This window comes from Roseateles oligotrophus, assembly GCF_014204525.1.
GTDB classification, from domain to species: Bacteria; Pseudomonadota; Gammaproteobacteria; order Burkholderiales; family Burkholderiaceae_C; genus Paucibacter_A; species Paucibacter_A oligotrophus_A.
Genome location: NZ_JACHLP010000012.1, coordinates 86,988 through 105,801 on the forward strand (window position 1 = coordinate 86,988; position 18,814 = coordinate 105,801).

Genomic DNA, 18,814 nt, shown 5'->3' on the forward strand with positions numbered 1-18,814 from the left:
GCTTCCCTCAAGACGTGAGTTCGGGTAGACAGTACGGGTAGACAGGGTCAGGTCTTAAATTTCACGGGTAGACAGGGTCAGGTCTTAAATTTCAAGTCCCTTCCGCTCACCACGAAAGTTCGCAGGTCGGGTTGGCGAAAGCGTAAGCAGATGGCTACTCATCGTGCTGCTGAGGCGTCGGGTTTCGCTGCGCGAACCCGACCTACAACTTTCTGTAGCTAACGTTGAATTCGCATTGAGTCTTCAAAGGCGGCTTGCTGGCTCAAGCAACGTTGCCGCAGCAGCTCCGCCCCAAAAGCCTCGGCATGCGCCAGGGCCTGGGCCAGGCTTGCGCGTACCGCAGCGTCCTCAACCCGGCTCAGCTGCAGGCCCAGCGCGCGCATGCGCCAGAGCTCGGGCAGCAGGTAGAACTCCTGGCGCTGCTGCGCCATGGCCAAAGCCCGCACGATGTTTTGCAGGGCCGGCTCGGCCAGGCCCAGCTGCAATTGAGCTTCGATCAAGAAGGACAGAAAGGTGGCCTCGGTGCTGGGCATGGCCACGGCCGAGGCGGCACAGGCCGCTTCGATGAGCCCCAGGCCCGCGGGCTCGCCGCGCTGGCATTGCGTCCAGCCCAGCACCAGATCGGCCACCACCCGCCACAGCGCCATGCCGTGGCGCTCGCTCAGCTCTGCCAGTTCGCGGGCATAGGTTTCGGCGGCGCCCAGTTCGCGCAGATGGCGCTGCAGCACGGCGACGATGGCCAGGCTGAATCCCAGCGTCTGCACATGGCCCAGGGCGCGGGCCTGGGCCAGGCCTTCGCGGGCCTGGGCCTGGGCGGCCTCGGCCTGGCCTGTTAGGGCCAGCGGCCAGCTCAGCAGGGTGCGGGCGGTGATGCCGCCATGCTCGCCGTAACGGCCGGTCAGCAGGGTGGGCGCGAGGCGCTGGCCGGCTTCGGCGGCCTCGCGCAGGGCCTGGCTGGCGGCCGCCAGCTGGCCGGCGAAGAACAGGTTGTTGCCCAGGGCATAACTGGCTTGTACGGCGGCAGCGGCATCGTGGTCCTGCGCGGCCACCCGGCCCAGCTCGGCCGCCAAATCCAGCGCCGATGCTTCGCCCGGCCCGCTGCGGCTGCCCAGCCACAGGCCCCACATGGCCTGAAAGCGCAGGCCCCGGCCGCGTTCGGGGGCTTGCAGGCAAGCGTCCAGCGCTTGGGCGTAGCAGCTGCGTGCCGCCGCCGAGCCATAGCCTTGCAGGGTCAGCAGGCAGTGGCCCAGGCCCAGCAGCAGGGGGGCGCGCAGGCGTTCGGCCAGGGCGGGGTCGGCATTGGCATTGGCATTGGCAGCGGCCGGCCATTGCAGGGCGACCAGGCCTTGTTCGAACAGATGGCGGGCCTCGACCTGGGCCGATTGCGCGGCGGCGCGTTCGGCCGCCTGCAGCCAGTAGTGGGCGGCGGCCGGGTCCTGGGCGGCGTGCAGATGGCGGGCCAGGGCCTCGGGGGCCTCGGCGGCACGGGCGGCGTAGCGGTCCATCAGCGCGTCGGCCGCGCGGCGGTGCAGGGCGCGGCGTTCGGCCGGGGCCAGGGTCTCCAGGGCGGCCTCGCGCAGCAGGGCGTGGCGGAACTGCCAGACCCCGCTGACGCTCAATTGCAGCAGACCCGCGTGCTGTAGCTGGCTCAGGCCTTGATCCAGCTGGGCCGCGCTCAGGCCGAGCAGGGCTTGCAGCAGCTCGGGCTCCCAGCCGCTGCCCAGCAGGGCCGCGCCCTGGGCCAGGTGTTTGGCCAGCGGGGGCAGTTGGTCCAGGCGCGCGGCGAGCAGGTCCCACAAGGTGGCGGGAATCTGCTCGCCGCCGGCCCGGCCCTGGGCCAGGTGCCAGGAGCGGGCCAGTTCCTCGGCAAACAAGGGCACGCCGTCGGCGCGCTGCAGGATCTCGCGGCGTGGCTCGGCGCCGCTGGGCGCGTGGGCCAGCTGGGCGATCAGCTGCGCCATCTGCGCGGCCGGCAGGCTGTGCAGCTGCAGCTGCAGGGACAGCTGGGGCCGCAGCTCCGCGGGCGGGGCCAAGCGCGAGCTGAGCAGCAGCAGGCCGGGCAGGGCCTGGGCGCTGGCGCGGGCCAGATGCAGGGCCAGCAGTTCCAGCGTGGAGGGGTCGGCCCAGTGCAGGTCTTCCAGGATCAGCAGCTGGCGCTGGCCCTGGGCCATGCGCTCGAACAGCGTGCTCAGCAGGCCCAGCAGCTGGCGTTTGTGCAGGGGTTCGATGAGCGGGGGGCTCTGCGTGCTTTGTGGCTGCAGCAGCTGGCTCAGCAGGGCGCGGTGGTGGGGGCTGTCCAGCCCGGCTTGTTGCAGCAGGGCTTGCAGGCCTTGCTCGGCCTGGGCTTCGCTGCAGTCCGCGGGCAGGCTGCGGCGCAGCAGGGCGACGATGGGTTGCAAGGGGCTGTGCAAGGTCTCGGGCCGGCATTGCAGCTGCAGCACGCGCGGCCCTTGCAGGGCGGGTGCTGCCGCATGGGCGGCCTGGCGCAGGGCCTGCAGCAAACGGGTCTTGCCCAGGCCGGGCTCGCCTTGCAGCCAGACGGCGCGGGCCTGGCCTTCGGCCTCGGCCCATTGCTGCAGCAAGGCCGCCAGCTCGGCCTCGCGGCCGACCATGGGCAGCAGCTGGCGCAGCAGCTCGGCCCGGCCGCCGGGGCCGCTGCTCAGCAGGGCGGCGCTGCCGTCGGGCGCGGCGGGCTCGAAGCGGTGGTGGCGCTCGCTTTGCTGGCACAGCTCGGCGCTGACCTGGGCCCGGCCTGCGTCGGCCAGCAAGGCCAGTCTGCGGGCCTGGCGGGAGATGGCGCCGACGCCGTCCGGCGAGGCCTGCTCGGGTGCCGCATGCACCCAGCCCGCATGCAGGCCCAGGCGCAGATCCAGGCATGGCTCGCGCGGCAGGCGCAGCAGCTGCCACGCGGCCGACAGGGCCAGGCGCGGCGCCTGCTCCAGCGCCTGCGGGTGGCCGAAAAAGGCCAGCAACTCGCCGCCCTCGGCTCTTTGCACATGGGCGCCCTGGGCCAGCAAAAGCTCGCGCGCCTGGCTCAGCTGCCGCTGCATCTGACGGGCTATTTGCTCGGAGGCCAGGGACTCCTCGGCCTGGGCTTGCAGGGCCTCAATCAGGCCCCATTCGCAGGCCAGGGCGACGACGCGGCGGCGCTCGGGCCGGGCCGGCAGGGGCGGCTCGGCCGGCCCGGCCTGGGCCTGGCGCAGCTGCCGGGCCAGGGCCTGGGTTTCTTCTTGCGGCTGGGCCTTCAGTTCGCCGTGCAGCCGGGCGCGGAAGCGTTCGAACAAGGCCAGCGCCTCGCCCGTCTGCGCCGGCCCGGCCAGGTGCATGCAGCGGCGCAGCGCGGCCTCGCACCAGGGGTCCAGGGCCAGGCATTGGTGGGCGCTGGCGAGGGCGGCGGCGCTGTCGCCGTCTTCCTCCTGCAACTGGGCCAGGGCTTGCAGGCTGCGCAAGGCCTGGCGCTGCAAGGCCTCGCGGCGCGGCGCCAGCCATTGCTCGAAGCCGGGGGCCTCGCTCAGGGCCAGGCCGGCCAGCAAGGGGCCGCGGTAGAGGCTCTGGCATTGCTGCAAGGCCTGGCGGCGGGCCTCGCGCTGGGGGCTGGTGGCGTCCAGCTGGGCCTGGGCAAAGTCCTGGCAGTCCAGGCTCAGGCCCTCGTGCAGCAGCTGCACTTGTTTTTTGTCGGCCGGCAGGCTGGGTTGCAGGCCCAGGCCGTCCAGGCAGCGGCGCAGATCGAACAGGGCGCGGCGCAGATTGGCGCGGGCCTGGGGCAGGGCCGAGTCGGGCCACAGGGTTTCGGCCAGGCCCTCGCGCTGCAAGGGCCCGGTTTGCAGGGCCAGCATGGCCAGCAGGGCGCGCGCCTTGTCGTAGGGCAGGGCCTGCGGTTCGCCTTGCGCGTTGCAAAGCTCGAAGCCGCCCAGCAGCCGCAGCCGCGGGCGCGCGTGCGGCGTGTCCGGGGCTGCGGCTGTGGGGGACTGGGCGGGCATGGGTGTGCAGGGTTAGGGCGGCGTCGAGGCGCGAGTATGCCTGGGCACGTGCAGGCGCCCGCTGCCTGCCTTTCGCTGCACTTCCCTGGGTCGAGTTGGCTTGCCGCCGTTCAGAAGCGGTATTTGGCGCTGAGCGTGGCGTTGCGTTCCATGCCCATATAGGTCGAGCCCCAGGCGCGCGACTGCACATATTTCTTGTTCAGCGCATTCGACACATTCAGGGCCAGGCGCAGGGCGCCGCGGTCGTAATAGACGGACAGGTCGGCCAGATCGTAGGCCGGCTGCGGCGCGGCGGTGTTGCTGGCATCGTTCTGGCGCTCGCCCACATGGCGCCAGCCCACAGCCAGACCCAGGCCATTCAGCTGGCCGCCGAAGCCGCTGTAGTCCAGCCAGGCCGAGGCCATGTGTTTGGGAACCTGAATCGGCGTCTTGCCCAGGTCGGGGCCGTCGCTGCGCGTCACGATCACATTGTTGTAGGCATAGTTGCCGACCAGGCTCAGGCCCCGGGCGATCTCGCCGCGCGCTTCCAGCTCCAGGCCGCGCGAGCGGATTTCACCGGTCTGCTTCATGCGCTCCTTGGGGTCGGCCCGGTCCGGCGTCAGGACATTGGACTTGCTCAGCTCGAACAGCGCCACCGTCCACAGCGTGCGGCCGTGCTCGGGCGCCACCTTCAGCCCCAACTCGAACTGGCGGCCCAGAGTGGGCACAAAGGGCTTGCCGTTGGAGGCCGTGCCGCTCTCGGGCTGGAAGGACTCGGCATAGCTGGCATAGGGCGTGACGCCGCCGGCCAGCCGGTAGCTCAGGCCCACACGGCCGGAGAAGGCGCGCGCGTCGACGCGCACATCGGTCTGGTAGACGGGGTCCTTGACATGAGACTTGCTGCGGTCCCAGCGCCCGCCCAGGTTGAGCAGCCACTGCGGCCCGAGCTGGATCTGGTCCTGCACATAAAAGCCCAGGTCCTGGCGGCGTTGGCTCTCGTCGCCATCAAGTGTCGTGGGCTCGGGGATGGCCTGGCCATAGATGGGCTGGCGCAGGTCCAGCGGCGGGGCCTCGGCCGTCCAGCCGAGGCTGCGCCCGCGAAAACCGTTCCAGTCCAGGCCCAGCAACAGCCGGTGCGTCAACGCGCCATGGGCCAGCCGGCCTTCGAGCTGGGTGTCCAGCTGGGTTTGATCGAAGTTGTTTCGGTGCAGCACGGCCGTGCGGTTCTGGGTGTAGCCGTCTTCCGCCCGACGGGTCCAGAAGTGATGCTTGCTGCCCTTGGCATGGACCTGGCGGAAGTTCTGGCGCAGCTCCCACTCGGGATTGAAGCGGTGGCGCAGCTGATAGCCCAGCAACTGGTGCTTGTTCTTCAGCCAGCTATAGGCCGGCTCGCCTTCGAGCACATGGCTCGGCTCGCCATCGGCGCCGGTGAGATACCAGATATCGTCGCCCGCGCGGTTGTCCATGGCCTCGGCCAGCAGGGTCAGCGAGGTGTCGGCCGAGGCCTGCCACAGCAGCGAGGGCGCCACATACAGGCGCTTGTTGGCCACGGCCGCACCGTTGGGGTAGCGGGTCTGCGATTCGCTGTCCAGGCCGGTGGCCACCAGGCGGTAGCTGAGCCGGCCGGCCTCGTCCAGCGCGCCACCCACATCGGCCATCAATTGCTTGCGCCCGAACGTGCCCAGTTGCACGCCCACCTCGCGCAAGGCCTCGGCGCCGGGCTGCTTGCTGACGCGGTTGACGATGCCGCCGGCATCGCCCTGGCCGAACAGCACCGAGGACGGGCCCTTCAGGATCTCGACCCGCTCCAGGCCATAGGTCTCATTGGCGATGACCAGGTCGTAGACATCGCCCAGCTTGAGCCCGTCGCGGAAATTGCCGCCAGCCTGGGTGCCGAAGCCGCGAATCAGAAACCAGTCGAAGCCCCGGTTCTCGAAGCCGTACTGCTCGGTGGACACCCCGGCCGTGTAGCGCAGCGCCTCCTGCACGCTTTGCACATCGCGGGCCTGCAACTCATGCGCAGCGATCACCGAAACGGACTGCGCAATCTCGCTGATCGCCTGATCCATCTTGCCGCCCGTGGCGCTGCGCTTCGCGGCATAGCCCAGCACCGGGCCGTTGGCGCTTTCCTGCAGGGCGTTGGCGCGAGCCCTCACCACCGGCAGGGCCGGCGCATCGGCGGCCGGGCCGGTAGCCGACACCGCTGCCGGCGCGGCGCGCAGCACGTAGACGGCGGGTGCGGCCTCCAGCGCCTGCAGGCCCGTGCCTTCCAGCAGGCGGGCAAAGCCGGCCGCCGGGGCGAAGCTGCCGTTCAGGCCGGCCGCGCGCCGGCCCGCCACCAGGGTCGGGTCCAGCTGCACCGACACCCCCGCGCTGGCGGCGAACAAGGCCAGCGCCTCGCCCAGCGGGCCGGCCGGGATGCTGTGTGTTTTGACAGCTATGTTTTGATTGGCGGCGGGCTGCTGGGCCAGGGCTTGCTGGCCGGCCAGGGCGATGGTGCTCAGGCTCAGCAGGGCCAAGCCGCGGCGCAGGGTGCGCGGGGAATGAGGGAGGGAAGCAAACATGAAGGGATCTGAGCTTTCGTGAAATGGTGGGTACTCCAAGCCATGACACGGGGGCACAGAGAAAGGGGACAGCCGTCGGCGAAAAAAGTTAGCGTGCCGCCAGCGTGACCCACCAGCGCGTGCGCCGCACGACCCGCAGCGGCAGGGTCAGGGGCAGGGCGTCCAGCACGGCGTCGATGCGGTCGAGCTGGAAGGCGCCGCTGATGCGCAGCCCGGCCACAGCCGGCTCGCAGCGCAAGAGGCCGGGGCGGTGGCGGGACAGCTCGGCTGCGAACTCGTCCAGCCGCATCTCGTGGGCGAACAGCAGGCCGCGCGTCCAGGCCGCCGCCTGGGCTGCGGCCGGTTGCGGCGCCTGCGCGCCATCGTTGCTGAAAACACTTTGCTGGCCGGCTTGCAGCACGCGCACAGCGCCCTGGCTGGGGCTGATTTCCACCGCTCCCTGCTCCACCAGCAGCAGGGTTTGCGCCCCGCTCAACTCGCGCACCAGAAAGCGCGTGCCCAGCGCCCGCAGCCGGCCCTGGGCCGTGTCCACCAGGAAGGGGCGCTGCAGGCCGGGGTCGGCGGCGGTATCGACCCGGATCTCGCCCCGGCGCAGCGCGATGCGGCGCTCGCTGGCGCCGAAGTGCAGCGTGATGGCCGTGTCGGTATTGAGGTGCAGCTGGCTGCCGTCCGGCAGCCGCAGCTCGCGGCGCTGGCCGATGGCGCTGCTGTATTCGCCGCTGGTCTCGGGCCACAGCAGCCAGGCCGCCGGTGCGCCGGCCAGCAGGGCCACCAGGCCGCCCAGCGCCTGGCGGCGCCCCGGGCGCCCGGCCCCGCGTGGCCGGTTCAGCGCCGCCAGCGCCGGGCCGCGCGGCAGCTGGCCCAGGCGCTGGGCTAGGGCCTGGGCGCGCTGCCAGGCCCGCTCATGCTCGGGGTCAGCGGCGCGCCAGCGTTCGCAGGCCTGCAGCTCGGCCCCGCTCAGCTCACCGCCATGCAAGCGCATCAGCCACTGCGCCGCCGCCCGGGCCACGGCCCGGTCCAGCGGGCGTGCGTCGGGCTCGGCGCTCATAAATCCAGCATCAGGCATTCCTCGAAAGCCTGGGCCATATAGCGCTTGACGCTGCGCACCGTCACGCCCAGCTGCAGGGCGATCTCGGCATAGCTCAGGCCCTCCAGCTGCGATAGCAAAAAGGCGCTGCGCACCTTGGCCGGCAGGGCGTCCAGCAGGGCATCGATGGCTTGCAGGCTTTGCAGCAGGGCCAGGCGCTGCTCGGGCGAGGCGGCCAGGGGCTCGGGGCTGTGGGCCAGCGCGGCCAGCCAGGCCTGCTCCAGCGACAGGCGCCGGTAATGGTTGAGCAGCAGCCGGGAGGCCACGGTGCTCAGGTAGGCGCGCGGCTCGCGCAGCTCGGGCAGGGCAGGCAGGGCGGCGGGGCTGAGCAGCAGGCGCACAAAAGTGTCCTGTGCCAGATCGGCCGCCTGATGCGCATCGCCCAACTTGCGCCGCAACCAGGCCAGCAACCATCCATGGTGCTGGGCATACAGCTGGCCGAGCTGTTGAGACCCAGGGGCCGGGGTGGCAACAGCTTGGGCGAGGACGGTTGGCACGGCAGACACCCCGGAAAGCGGTGCGCTGCACCTTTGTTAAATGAGAATGGGTCGCATTCTATCTGAATGAGCCACATGAACTTTCGCCGGCTCCGCGTTAGAATTTCTGGCATCTGATGTTTGATGCGTTGTGCAGGGAGACCGTGATGCGAACCACCTTGAGCCTGGATGACGATGTGCTGCTGGTGGCCAAAAGCATGGCCGAGCGTGAACGCAAAACCTTGGGCGAGGTGATCTCGGCCCTGGCTCGCAAGGCCTTGCAGCCTGAGCCCGGCGCGGGCGCTGCAGCCTCGGCGGCGCGCAACGGCATTCCCTTGCTGGCGCGCAAGGCGCAGGCCCTGCCGGTGACCCCGGAGCTGGTGAACCAGTTGCGCGAGGAACTGCTGTGAAGGCAGGCAAGCCGGCCAAGGCCTATCTGCTGGATGTGAATGTGCTGATCGCCCTGGTGGACCCCGCCCATGTGCAGCACGACGCGGCCCATGCCTGGTTTGAGCAGCAGGGCAGCCCTGCCTTCGCCACCTGCCCGCTGACCGAGAACGGCTTGCTGCGCATCGTCGGCCACCCGCGCTACCCGGGCTCGCCGGGCACGCCGGCGGCCGTGCTGCCGCTGCTGGCCGGGCTGCGCGCCCTGCCTGGCCATCGCTTCTGGGCCGACGAGCTGAGCCTGCTGGATGCGCCGCGCATAACCGCCAGCCGCCTGCTGCACTCCTCCCAGATCACCGACAGCTATCTGCTGGCCCTGGCCCAGTCCCACGGCGGCCAACTCGCCTCGTTTGATCGCCGCCTGGTGGTGGATGCCGTGACTGGGGGAGCGCAGGCTTTGTGCTTGATCGGCTGAGCCAGCCACAAGCCCCTTCCGGGCCTTTGTGCGCGGGCTCTGCCGTAGGTCGGGTTAGCGCAGCGTAACCCGACAAGCCGCGGAAACGTCGGGTTACGCTGGCGCTAACCCGACCTACCTTGCTTGTGCGCTCCCTCAGCCCAGCCACTTGTATCGTGGCTGGGCCTTCGTCAGCCACAAGCCCCTTCCGGGCCTTGTGTGCGGCCTCAGCCCAGCCACTTGTATCGTGTCTGGGCCTTCGCCAGCCACAAGCCCCTTCCGGGCCTTGTGCGCGGGCTCAGCCCAGCCACTTGTATCGTGTCTGGGCCTTCGCCAGCCACAAGCCCCTTCCGGGCCTTGTGCGCGGGCTCAGAACCGGTAAGACGCCGAGAAATTCAGCGAACGCGGTTCGCCCCATTTGCGTATGGCACTGCTGAACAAGCCCGTCTGGTAGGTCTTGTCCAGCGCATTGTCGATGTGCAGGCTGGCCTGCCAATGCCGGTTGATCTCGTAGCGGGCCATCAGATTGAGCAGGGCATAGGCTTGTTGCTCGACCTCCACCTGCTGGCCCAAGGGATGAGTCGCCCCCGCGTAGAAGCGGCTCTGCCAGTTCAGCCCGCCGCCCAGGGTCAGGCCTTGCAGGGCGCCGCCCAGGCGGTAGCTGGTGAAGAGCTTGAGCTGGGTGCGCGGCATCTGGGTGTTGATGGCCTGGCCGCTGGCATCGCTGGCCTTGAAATGCGCCAGGCCCAGCGAGGCCTGCCACTGCGGCGCGAGCTGGCCGCTGATCTCGGCCTCCACGCCCTGGGTGCGCGCACCCAGGGCCTCGACAAAGGCCTGCTCGGCCGGTTGCGCACCGGGGATGTTGCCGCGCGGGTCGGGCTGGGCCAAGTTGTCTTGCTGGATGCGGAACAGGGCCAGCGAGGCATTCAGCTCACCGTCCAGGAACTCGCCCTTGAGGCCCAGCTCCTGGCTGTTGCCGCGTATGGGTGTGAGCGTGCGCGCCTGCCAGTCGCGCTCGGTCTGCGGCTGGAAGATGGCGGTGTGGCTGAGGTAGGCCGAAACCTGCTCGCCCAGGTCCTGCACCAGGCCGGCATAAGGCGTCAGGATGGCTTTGTGATGATCCTGATAGACGACGCCCGACTCCTCGCGCCGCACCTTCTGGCTGCTCAGGCGGGTGCCCAGCACGGCCTTGAGCGAGTCGCTCAGGCTCAGCCGCGTGGCGGCATAGGCGGCGGCCAGCCGATCTTCGCGCAGCATGGTCCAACTGGGGCTGGCAGAAAAATCAGGGCGCGGATAGCGGCCGTCCCACTGCGGATAAGGCCCGGTCGGCACGGCGGGTTTGGTCAGGGAATCGTGGCCGCTGTTGCGGCTTTGCTCACGCGCCAGATTGGCGCCCAGCATCAGCTCGTGGCGCCGGCCCCAGGCCGAGAAGGGGCCGCTGGCCTGCAGGTCCAGGGTGTCGCTGCTGCTTGTGCCCTTGTAGCGATTGGGGCCGGGCTCCAGGCCCAGGCCGGTCAGCCTGTCGGGTGCGCCGCTGACGTAGAACAGGACGGCGTCTACGTTGCCCTTGATGCGGGTGGCGCTGGCCTTGAGCTTCCAGCCCCCGGCCAGGCGCTGTTCAAGCTGGGCGAAGGCGCTTTGCATGCCGTTGTCCCAGAAGGTCCAGTCCGCCGTCGTGGTTTCGCCGCGATCGACCGGGATGGGCGTGCCATCGGAGAACCACATCGGCGTGCCGCCCCAGACCACGCCGCGCGGTGCGGTCTGGCGCCAGTCCAGACCCAGGCTGAGGCGTGTGCCGGGGCTCAGATCGACATCGACCACGCCATACAGGGCAGTCTTCTTACGCGAGTACATGCGGGTGTAGGACTCCTGCTCCTGGTGGGTGGCCACCAGGCGGGCGCGCCAGCGCCCGTCGGCGCTCAGCGGCGTGCTCACATCGGCCTCGGCGCGGCGCAGGCCCCAGCTGCCCAGGCCCAGGCTCAGTTCGCCGGCCAGCGTCTTGCTGTCGGCATGCTTGCGCAGCAGATTGACGGCGGCGGCCGGCGCGCCCGAGCCGGTCAGCAGGCCGGCCGCCCCGCGCACCACCTCGACGCGGTCGAACAAGGCCATGTCCAGGCCAGCGATGCCATAGCCCCAGCTCTCGCTGAAGCGCACCGGCACGCCGTCGATCAGGAAGTTGTTGATCTCGAAGCCGCGCGCGCTGTAGTCGGCCCTCTCGGTATCACCCTGGTTGGTGGACACGCCGGGTGTTTGCGCCAGGGCCTGGCCCAGGTCCAGCACGCCCTGGTCGTCGAGGCGCTGGCGGGTCAGCACGGTGACGGACTGCGGCGTGTCACGCAGGCCCAGGCTCAGGCCGGTGGCCGCGCTGGTGATGGGCACGGTGTAGGAGGCCGAGCCCTCGCTGCTGGCCCGCAAGGCCTGGACCCGGGCGCGTACCACCGGCAGCGCCGGCTCAATGGCCGGGGCGGCCGGCGCGGCTGCGGGTGCTGCGGTGGCGGCCGGCGTGGGCGCGGGGCCGGCCGGGCGCAGCACATAGCCCACCTCGGTGCGCGCCGCCTCGTAGCCGCTGCCCCGCAGTAGTTCGGCAAAGCCGCTGGCCGGGCTGTGGCTGCCGCTCAGGCCGGGTGAGCGCAGGCCGGCGAGGCGGCCGGCATCCACCGCGATGGACAGGCCCGCCGCCTGGGCGAAGCGGTTCAGTGCCTCGGCCAGCGGGCCGGCCGGGATGTTGTAGACGCGCACGGCCGCCTGGGGCGCGGCGCCAGTTTGGGCATGGCCGCTGCCGGCCCAGCTGGCCAAGGCCAGGGCCAGAGCGACGGGATGCAGGCGGAGGCGGGTATTTCTCAAAGTCACAGGCATGGGAAATGGAGGCGCTCGGGCGCCCGGTGGTGTTGATCTCCTGTGCATGACGGGCGAGAAAGGATTTGTGGAACCGGGGGGTGAAAATTTATTCAGGGGCTGGGCGTATATTGAACAGATGGACAGCCGCCGTAGGTCGGGTTAGCGCAGCGTAACCCGACAACTCCCTGGTAAATCACCCATGCAATACCGACGCGCCTTTGCTCCCGGCGGCACGCTGTTCTTTACCGTGGTGATCGAGGGACGGCGGCCTGTTCTGGCTTCGGCCGAGGCGGTCGCGGTGTTGCGGCAGGCGTTTAAAACGGTGCGCCAAAGCCGCCCCTACGCCCTGGATGCCATTGCGGTTCTGCCCGATCATCTGCACTGCATTTGGACCCTGCCTGCGCAGGACGCCGACTTTTCAACCCGCTGGCGACTCATCAAAACGTGGTTCACCAAACATTGCCCACCTGCATTGTTGGAAGCACCCAGTCCGGCCCGTCTTGCAAAGGGCCAGCAAGCCATTTGGCAGCAACGTTTTTGGGAGCATGTGCTGCGCGACGAGGCAGACCTAGCCCGCCATATCGACTACATCCACTACAACCCCGTGAAACACGGCTTGGCCAGTGCTGCGGGCGACTGGCCGTGGTCCAGCTTTGGCCGCTATGTGGCTGCGGGGGTGTATCCGGCGGATTGGGGGCAGGGTGATAGAGACTGTCGGCTGGTGCGGCGCTGAGGGAATGTCGGGTTACGCTGCGCTAACCCGACCTACCCGTCACGGCAGCTCCCCCACATCCACCCACATCACCCAGCCCGCCAGCGTGCTGCGCATGCGCAGCTGCGGGAAGCTGGTGACCAGCAGGCGCAGGGCTTGTTCGGGCTGGTCCAGCGGCAGCACGGCGCTGACGCGTAGGCCTTCGATGGCGGCGCGGTCGTAGCGCAGCAGGCCGGGGCGGTGGCGGGCCAGGGTGTCCAGCACCTCGGCCAACGGCCGTTCGTTGACCACCAGCTGGCGGCCCTGCCAGGCAGCCTCGACGGCGGCGGCGTCAATGGGCGTGAGCGTGCAGCTGCGGCCGGCTTCGATGCGCAAGGCCTGGCCGGCCATAACGACTTGTTCCGATGTGGTGCCGCTGGCGCGCACGGCCGTGCGGGACTCCAGCATGCTCAGCTCGGTCGCCTCCGCGCCTTGCCGGCTGACCACGAAGCGCGTGCCCAGGGCGCGGATCTCGCCCTGCGGCGTGCGCACCAGCAGGGGCCGCTGGGGGTCGGACGCCACGTCGATCAGCAGCTCGCCCTGTGCCAGCTCGATCACGCGGCGCTGGTCGTCGAAGTGCAGGCTGACGGCGCTGCCGCCGTTCAGGCGCAGCAGGCTGCCGTCGGCCAGGCGCTGCTCGCTCCATTGGCCGTGGCCGGTGCGCAGGTCGGCCAGCAACCAGGCCGCAGGCCAGGCTTGCAGCGCCAGCCAGCTCGGCAGGGCCAGCAGCAGGGCCAGCGCCAGGGCGGTGGCGCCGGCATGCTGGCGCCTGCTGCGCCCGGCGGCCCGGGCCGCCAGCGCACCGGCTTGCAGGCAGCGGCCGGCGGCGGCCGGCGGGGTCTGGGCCAACTGCCCCAGCAGGGCTTGCAGGGCGGCGCCGGCGCGGGCATGGCGGGCGTCGGCGGCCTGCCAGCTGGCAAAGCCGGCCCGGGCGCGGGCCTGTTCGGCGGGGTCGTCGGCCGTCAGCCTGGCCACCCATTGGGCGGCTTGCTCGGCGATGGCGGCGTCTGACAGGGGCTGTTGCTGCTGCTTCATGCCGCCAGGGCGCAGCGGCTCAGCACCTGCACCAGGTATTTCTGCACCATGCGGCCGGACACGCCCAGGCGCGCCGCCACCTGCTGCTGGGTGAGCCCCTCCAGATAGTGCAGCACAAAGGCCTGGCCGGCCTTGGGCGCGGCGCCTTCCAGGGCGGCGCCTATCTGCGCCAGGGTCTGCACGGCGATCAGCTCTTGCTCGGGCGAGGGCTGATAGTGCTGGGTGTTGGCCTGGCTCAGCGCCTGCAGATAGGCCAGCTCGATGGCCTGGCGCCGCGCCCGGTCCACCAGCAGGTGGCGGGCGGTGGTGCACAGCCAGGCGCGCGGCGTTTGCAGGCCGGCCAGCGTGTCCAGGGCATCGCGCGCCAGCAGCAGGCGCATGAAAGTGTCTTGCGCCAGATCGGCCGCCTGCTGGCCGTCGCCCCGCAGCCGGCCGCGCAGCCAGGCCAGCAGCCAGCCATGGTGCTGGGCATACAGCTGGCCGAGCTGCGGCCCCAGGGCGGCAGCGGGCGGGGTAGGGGCGAGAACAGGCGACACGGCGGGCATCTGGTTCAAATAAGAATGGTTCTCATTCTAACGAAATGGATGCACGGGCCTGGGGCAGAATTGGCCCCGCGGCATGGGGCGGCAAAAGGACGGACGATGGCTGGTGTTTTGGTGGTGGGCGCCTCGCGGGGCATCGGTTTGGAGTGGGTCAGGCAGGCCCGTGCGGCCGGCGCCCGGGTGGTTGCCACCGCCCGCGACGAGGCCGGCTTGCAGCGCCTGCGCGAGTTGGGCGCCGTGGCTTTGCAGCTGGATGTCAGCGATGCGGCCAGCGTGTCCGGCCTGGCCTGGCAGATTGATGGCTATCAATTCGACGAGGTGGCCGTGGTGGCCGGCGTCTTCGGCCCGCGCACGGCCCATATCCGCCAACTGCCCACCGAGGCCGAGTTCGCCCAGGTGATGCAGACCAATGTGCTGGGCCCCATGCGGGTCGTGCCGCAGCTGCTGGACGCGCTGGCGCCCCAGGCCAGGCTGGCCCTGCTGTCTTCGCGCATGGGCTCCATGGGCTTGCGCAGCGGCAAGGGCAGCAGCCTTTACCGCGCCTCCAAGGCGGCGCTCAACTCCTATCTGAAAGACGTGGCCCTGGAACTGCAAGGCCGCGCCATCTGCCTCAGCCTGCACCCCGGCTGGGTGCGCACCGAGATGGGCGGCGAGGACGCCGATATCGATGTGCAGACCAGCGTGGCCGGCATGCGGGCGACGCTGGCCGGCTTGAGCCCGGCAGACAATGGCGCTTTCCTCGATTACGAGGGGCAGGCCTTGGCTTGGTGAGGCCGCAGTCGATCCAGCAATAAGAGAGAAGGGCAGGCGTTTGAAGCAAGCGGTTCGAAGGATGTTCTTGTTCTTGGCGGGTCTGAGCTTGTTGCTGGCCCTGCTGGTCTTGGCATGGCTGGCCAGCAATAACCGCTGGGTGGATGCGCGGCCCCAGCCGCGCCCGCCCAGCCTGCAGCCCTCGACGTCGATCGGGGTTGCCGAGGCGAATGTGTTTTTTGATCTGACGGGCCTGTTCGTGGGCTCGCAGCAATCGCCCTCGGTCCAGGGCCAGGCCTTGTGGGCGGGTCAGGCCGAGCCCAAGGCCAGCGTGCCCGAGTTGAAGCCCGAGGTTGGCGACGCGTTGTGGGCCTGTCGTTGGGACCGGCAAGATTGCCTGGCCTTGTGGCAGGGTGAGGTGCCCGCCCTGCGCCAGAGCCTGCAGCGGCAGGCGCCCTTGCTGCAGCGTTGTGCCGAGCTGGCGGATGCGCTGGCCGAGGGGCGCAAGACCCTGCAGGAGCCGGTGCAACCAGCGCGAGCGCTGATCCAAACCTTGTCTGATCAATATGCCGCGCTGCCGGTGGCGCTGCATTTGCAGGGCCTGCAAGCCTGCGTACGCGGTTTGGAGCTGCAAGCTGTGCTGGCCTCCCGGTCGCAGCAGGCGGGCCAAGCCGCCGCGCTGAGCCAAGCCCTGGGCCGCTACCGCGCCCTGAGCCATGCCCAGCTGCAGGGCAGTCAAAGTCTGCAGTCCACGGCGGTGGCCTGGCGGATCGAGAGCCAGCGTTTGCGCTTTTTGACGGCGCTGTTGGCGGCCCAGGCGGCGCTCGCCCCGCAGTTGGCGGCAGAGTTAGGCCCCTTGCCTGCACGAGCGAAGGACGCCGGGGCCTGGATGGCGGCTGAGTCATTCTTCGCCGCCCAGTTGTTTCAAGAACTGGGGGCTTTGTGTGGTCGCGTCGAGGCGCCGAGCTTGCAAGCCGAGGCGGGGCTCATCCAGCGCACGCGCTGCCAGTTCGGCCTGATGCCGCAGGCCCTCATCCAGGCCAGCGATGCGCGCTGGTTGGCGCGCCAGCAAGCGGCCAAGGCCGGGCCGGAAGCCTTGCTGCAAGCGCTGGAACTGCAGGCGCAGAGCCAGGCCGAGTTCTCGCTTTTCAATCTGCCCTGGCGCAATCCGATCGGGCAGATCCTGCTGGATGTGGGCCAGATGGGCTATGCCAGCTACCCGGCTCGGCAGGCCGATCTTTTGCTGGAGCACCGGGCGGCGCAACTAGCGCTGGCCCTGGCCCAGCAAGGCGTGCCGCCCGCCCAGAGAGCGAGTTGGCTGAGCCAGCAACAGGGGCTGACGCCAGGCCAGCGTGAGCGCCTGCGGCTCAATGTCGACGGCCTTGGTTTCACCTTGCACTCCTGGGGCCGCGCGGCCAAGGACGGCGCGCCCGCAGCCGCTCAACGGTGCCCCTTGGTGGGGTGAGAGGCTACTTACTTTTTGATTTCATCATTCGACCCAGAACAAGGACTCTCCATGATCCTCTCCGAAGACCACCGCGCCGTCCAAGACGCCGTGCGCGCCTATGTGCAAGACCAGATCGCCCCCAAGGCGGCCGAGTGGGACAAGACCCATCATTTCCCGGCCGCTGAACTGAAGGGTTTGGCCGAGCTGGGCTGCTACGGCGTGGCCGTGCCCACCGAGTACGACGGCGCGGGCCTGGACTATCTGGCGCTCAGCATCATCCTGGAGGAAATCGGCGCCGGCGACGGCGCCACCTCCACCGTGGTCAGCGTCAACAACTGCCCGGTCTGCTCCATCCTGATGGCCTTTGCCAACGAGGCGCAGAAGCAGCAGTTTCTGCGCCCGCTGGCACGCGGCGAGATGCTGGGCGCCTTCTGTCTGACCGAGCCCCATGTGGGCTCGGAGGCGGGCGGCCTGAAGACCACGGCGGTGCGCGAGGGCGAGGACTATGTGCTGAACGGCGTCAAGCAATTCATCACCAGCGGCAAGCATGGCGATGTGGCCATCGTCATGGCGGTGACCGACAAGGCCGCCGGCAAGAAAGGTATCAGCGCTTTCGTCGTGCCCACCAACACGCCGGGTTATGTGGTGGCCCGCGTCGAAGAAAAAATGGGCCAGCATGCCAGCGACACGGCCCAGATCGTGTTCGAGAACTGCCGTGTGCCGGCCGCCAACCGCCTGGGCGAAGAAGGCCAGGGCCTGAAGATCGCGCTCTCCGGACTGGAGGGCGGCCGCATCGGCATCGCCTCGCAGGCCGTGGGCATGGCGCGCGCCGCCTTTGAAGCGGCATTGCGCTACAGCAAGGACCGTGTCACCTTCGGCCAGCCCATCTTCAATCACCAGGCCATGCAGTTCAAGCTGGCCGAGATGGCCACCCAGATCGAGGCCGCCCGCCAGCTGATCTGGCATGCCGCCGCGCTCAAGGATGCCGGCCTGCCCTGCCTGAAAGAGGCCGCCATGGCCAAGCTCTTCGCCACCGAGATGGCCGAGCGCGTCTGCTCCGAGGCGATCCAGATTCACGGTGGCTATGGCTATCTGAGCGACTTCCCGGTGGAGCGCATCTACCGCGATGTGCGGGTCTGCCAGATCTACGAGGGCACGTCCGAGGTGCAGAAGATTTTGATCGGCCGCGCGCTGGCTTGATCAGACCGGCATCTCCGCCTGGCCCAGCGGCCAGCGGAAGTCCAGCCGCAGGCCCTCGCCCGCCGGGGCGCTGGCGCGGACCTCGCCCTTCATCTGCTCCACCGCCAGCTTGCGCACGATGCTCAGGCCCAGGCCCGAGCCGCCCTGGCCCAGCCGGGTGGTGAAGAAGGGGTCGAAGAGCCGGGGCAGATTGGCCGGGTTGACGCCGCAGCCGTTGTCGCTGTAGCCGAGCAGCAGCTGGTCGCTCGTGAGCTGGGCCTGCAGGCGTATGCAGGGCTGGGCCTGGTGCTTGAAGGCATGCACCAGCGAGTTGTTGACCAGGATGGTGACGATGCGGCGCAGCGCCTCGGGGAAGCCGATGCCACTGCCGGCCTTGATGTCGAGCTGCAGCTGCACCCGGGCGGCTTGCAGCTGGGAACTCATGTCCAGCAAGCAGCTTTCGAGCGTGCCAGCCAGATCGAACTGAGCCGGGGCCTCGGGCCTGGACAGCGAGCCCAGCTCCTTGAAATTGCTCACCAGGGCCGCCGCCCGGGAGGCGTTGGCTTCTATCATCAGCGCCGCGCTGTGGCCTTGCTCGCCCAGGGCCAGCAGCTCCTGGCGCGACACCTTGTCGGCCTTGAGCAGGCTGCCCAGCCGTGCCAGCTCGGCACTGAGGGTGGTGGCGCCCAGCAGGATATTGCCGATCGGCGTGTTCATCTCGTGCGCGATGCCGGCCACCAGGCGGCCAAGCGCCGCATGCTGCTCGGCCTCAACCACTCGCAGCAAGGCCTGCTGGAGCTGCTGGCTGCGTTCTTCCACCCGCTGCTCCAGCTCGGTGTTGAGGGCCAGCAGCTCGGCGCTGCGGCGCCTCACCTCGGCCTCCAGATGTTCTTCGTGGCGTTCCAGCTGGCGGCGCTGCTGGAATAGCTCGGTAAACACCCTGACCTTGCTGGTCAGCAGATGGCGGTCCAGGGGTTTGGGCAGATAGTCCACCGCACCCGATTCATAACCCCGGATCACATGGGGCGTGTTGGTCAGGCCGGCGGTGACAAAAATAATCGGCAGCGTGCCGGTCTTGGGGTGGCTGCGCAGCAGCTCGGCCACCTCGTAGCCATTCATGCCGGGCATCTGCACATCGAGCAGAATCAGCGCGAATGGCTGTTGCAGGCACAGGCGCAGGGCGCGGTTGCCGTCTTCGGCGCTCACCACCTGCAGGGGCAGGCCCATGCTCTCGAGCAGGCTTTTCATCGTCAGCAGATTGCTGGCTTGGTCGTCGACGACCAGGATGGGCACCAATTCCTCGGCTTGAGTCATTTGCAAGAGTGGGCAAGGCCTGCGATTTGCGGCA

At 69.5% G+C, this 18,814-nt stretch carries 14 protein-coding genes; 6 read left to right on the forward strand and 8 right to left on the reverse strand.

Annotated elements, in window-relative coordinates:
- Nucleotides 1-218: 218 nt before the first annotated feature.
- The 4 genes from HNP55_RS22195 to HNP55_RS22210 form a co-directional block, all read right to left on the reverse strand.
- Nucleotides 219-3,980: an AAA family ATPase gene (locus tag HNP55_RS22195; RefSeq protein WP_184304306.1), complete on the reverse strand. Its 3,762-nt coding sequence runs from the start codon at nucleotides 3,978-3,980 to the stop codon at nucleotides 219-221.
- 110 nt (nucleotides 3,981-4,090) lie between these two features.
- A complete protein-coding gene (locus HNP55_RS22200) occupies nucleotides 4,091-6,523 on the reverse strand; it encodes a TonB-dependent siderophore receptor (protein ID WP_184304308.1) in 2,433 nt (810 codons plus the stop codon).
- Nucleotides 6,524-6,611: 88 nt separating this feature from the next.
- Nucleotides 6,612-7,571: a FecR domain-containing protein gene (locus tag HNP55_RS22205; protein ID WP_246448594.1), complete on the reverse strand. Its 960-nt coding sequence runs from the start codon at nucleotides 7,569-7,571 to the stop codon at nucleotides 6,612-6,614.
- Nucleotides 7,568-8,107 carry a sigma-70 family RNA polymerase sigma factor gene (locus HNP55_RS22210; RefSeq protein ID WP_184304313.1) on the reverse strand — a complete coding sequence of 180 codons (540 nt, stop codon included), beginning with the start codon at nucleotides 8,105-8,107 and terminating at the stop codon, nucleotides 7,568-7,570. Before HNP55_RS22210 ends, HNP55_RS22205 begins: the two co-directional genes overlap by 4 nt.
- A gap of 146 nt (nucleotides 8,108-8,253) precedes the next feature.
- Here HNP55_RS22210 and HNP55_RS22215 point away from each other — a divergent pair, with 146 nt between their 5' ends.
- Together HNP55_RS22215 and HNP55_RS22220 are read left to right on the forward strand one after the other, a co-directional pair.
- On the forward strand, nucleotides 8,254-8,496 hold the full coding sequence (locus tag HNP55_RS22215) for a CopG family transcriptional regulator (RefSeq protein WP_184304315.1): 243 nt from the start codon (nucleotides 8,254-8,256) through the stop codon (nucleotides 8,494-8,496).
- Nucleotides 8,493-8,945: a TA system VapC family ribonuclease toxin gene (locus tag HNP55_RS22220; RefSeq protein ID WP_184304317.1), complete on the forward strand. Its 453-nt coding sequence runs from the start codon at nucleotides 8,493-8,495 to the stop codon at nucleotides 8,943-8,945. The genes HNP55_RS22215 and HNP55_RS22220 overlap by 4 nt, the downstream gene beginning before the upstream one ends.
- Nucleotides 8,946-9,293: 348 nt before the next feature.
- On the opposite strand, the gene HNP55_RS22225 is transcribed toward HNP55_RS22220, so the two are convergent.
- Nucleotides 9,294-11,780, reverse strand: a complete 2,487-nt coding sequence (locus HNP55_RS22225; protein WP_221439739.1) for a TonB-dependent siderophore receptor — start codon at nucleotides 11,778-11,780, stop codon at nucleotides 9,294-9,296.
- A 181-nt stretch (nucleotides 11,781-11,961) separates the two neighbouring features.
- Here HNP55_RS22225 and HNP55_RS22230 point away from each other — a divergent pair, with 181 nt between their 5' ends.
- Nucleotides 11,962-12,495: an REP-associated tyrosine transposase gene (locus HNP55_RS22230; protein WP_184304321.1), complete on the forward strand. Its 534-nt coding sequence runs from the start codon at nucleotides 11,962-11,964 to the stop codon at nucleotides 12,493-12,495.
- Between the two features lie 39 nt (nucleotides 12,496-12,534).
- Here the strand turns inward: HNP55_RS22230 and HNP55_RS22235 are convergent, their stop codons facing one another.
- Both HNP55_RS22235 and HNP55_RS22240 read right to left on the reverse strand, forming a co-directional pair.
- Nucleotides 12,535-13,548 carry a FecR family protein gene (locus HNP55_RS22235; protein WP_184304323.1) on the reverse strand — a complete coding sequence of 338 codons (1,014 nt, stop codon included), beginning with the start codon at nucleotides 13,546-13,548 and terminating at the stop codon, nucleotides 12,535-12,537.
- Nucleotides 13,545-14,084: a sigma-70 family RNA polymerase sigma factor gene (locus tag HNP55_RS22240; protein ID WP_348648746.1), complete on the reverse strand. Its 540-nt coding sequence runs from the start codon at nucleotides 14,082-14,084 to the stop codon at nucleotides 13,545-13,547. The genes HNP55_RS22235 and HNP55_RS22240 overlap by 4 nt, the downstream gene beginning before the upstream one ends.
- Nucleotides 14,085-14,189: 105 nt before the next feature.
- Here HNP55_RS22240 and HNP55_RS22245 point away from each other — a divergent pair, with 105 nt between their 5' ends.
- The 3 genes from HNP55_RS22245 (at nucleotide 14,190) to HNP55_RS22255 (ending at nucleotide 17,487) form a co-directional block, all read left to right on the forward strand.
- Nucleotides 14,190-14,861, forward strand: a complete 672-nt coding sequence (locus HNP55_RS22245) for an SDR family oxidoreductase (protein WP_184304325.1) — start codon at nucleotides 14,190-14,192, stop codon at nucleotides 14,859-14,861.
- Nucleotides 14,862-14,922: 61 nt separating this feature from the next.
- Nucleotides 14,923-16,305 (forward strand): hypothetical protein, encoded by a 1,383-nt coding sequence (locus tag HNP55_RS22250; RefSeq protein WP_184304327.1) that lies wholly within the window; start codon nucleotides 14,923-14,925, stop codon nucleotides 16,303-16,305.
- Nucleotides 16,306-16,356: 51 nt separating this feature from the next.
- Nucleotides 16,357-17,487 carry an acyl-CoA dehydrogenase family protein gene (locus HNP55_RS22255; protein ID WP_184304329.1) on the forward strand — a complete coding sequence of 377 codons (1,131 nt, stop codon included), beginning with the start codon at nucleotides 16,357-16,359 and terminating at the stop codon, nucleotides 17,485-17,487.
- Here HNP55_RS22255 and HNP55_RS22260 read toward each other — a convergent pair whose 3' ends face one another.
- On the reverse strand, nucleotides 17,488-18,780 hold the full coding sequence (locus HNP55_RS22260) for a response regulator (RefSeq protein WP_184304331.1): 1,293 nt from the start codon (nucleotides 18,778-18,780) through the stop codon (nucleotides 17,488-17,490).
- Between the last annotated feature and the right edge of the window lie 34 nt (nucleotides 18,781-18,814).

Excerpts from the sequence above, each read along its gene's own strand:
- HNP55_RS22195 (WP_184304306.1), bottom strand. The coding sequence starts at position 3,980 with ATGCCCGCCCAGTCCCCCACAGCCGCAGCCCCGGACACGCCGCACGCG.
- HNP55_RS22200 (WP_184304308.1), bottom strand. The coding sequence starts at position 6,523 with ATGTTTGCTTCCCTCCCTCATTCCCCGCGCACCCTGCGCCGCGGCTTG.
- HNP55_RS22205 (WP_246448594.1), bottom strand. The coding sequence starts at position 7,571 with ATGAGCGCCGAGCCCGACGCACGCCCGCTGGACCGGGCCGTGGCCCGG.
- HNP55_RS22215 (WP_184304315.1), top strand. The coding sequence starts at position 8,254 with ATGCGAACCACCTTGAGCCTGGATGACGATGTGCTGCTGGTGGCCAAA.
- HNP55_RS22225 (WP_221439739.1), bottom strand. The coding sequence starts at position 11,780 with ATGCCTGTGACTTTGAGAAATACCCGCCTCCGCCTGCATCCCGTCGCT.
- HNP55_RS22230 (WP_184304321.1), top strand. The coding sequence starts at position 11,962 with ATGCAATACCGACGCGCCTTTGCTCCCGGCGGCACGCTGTTCTTTACC.
- HNP55_RS22235 (WP_184304323.1), bottom strand. The coding sequence starts at position 13,548 with ATGAAGCAGCAGCAACAGCCCCTGTCAGACGCCGCCATCGCCGAGCAA.
- HNP55_RS22245 (WP_184304325.1), top strand. The coding sequence starts at position 14,190 with ATGGCTGGTGTTTTGGTGGTGGGCGCCTCGCGGGGCATCGGTTTGGAG.
- HNP55_RS22250 (WP_184304327.1), top strand. The coding sequence starts at position 14,923 with ATGTTCTTGTTCTTGGCGGGTCTGAGCTTGTTGCTGGCCCTGCTGGTC.
- HNP55_RS22255 (WP_184304329.1), top strand. The coding sequence starts at position 16,357 with ATGATCCTCTCCGAAGACCACCGCGCCGTCCAAGACGCCGTGCGCGCC.
- HNP55_RS22260 (WP_184304331.1), bottom strand. The coding sequence starts at position 18,780 with ATGACTCAAGCCGAGGAATTGGTGCCCATCCTGGTCGTCGACGACCAA.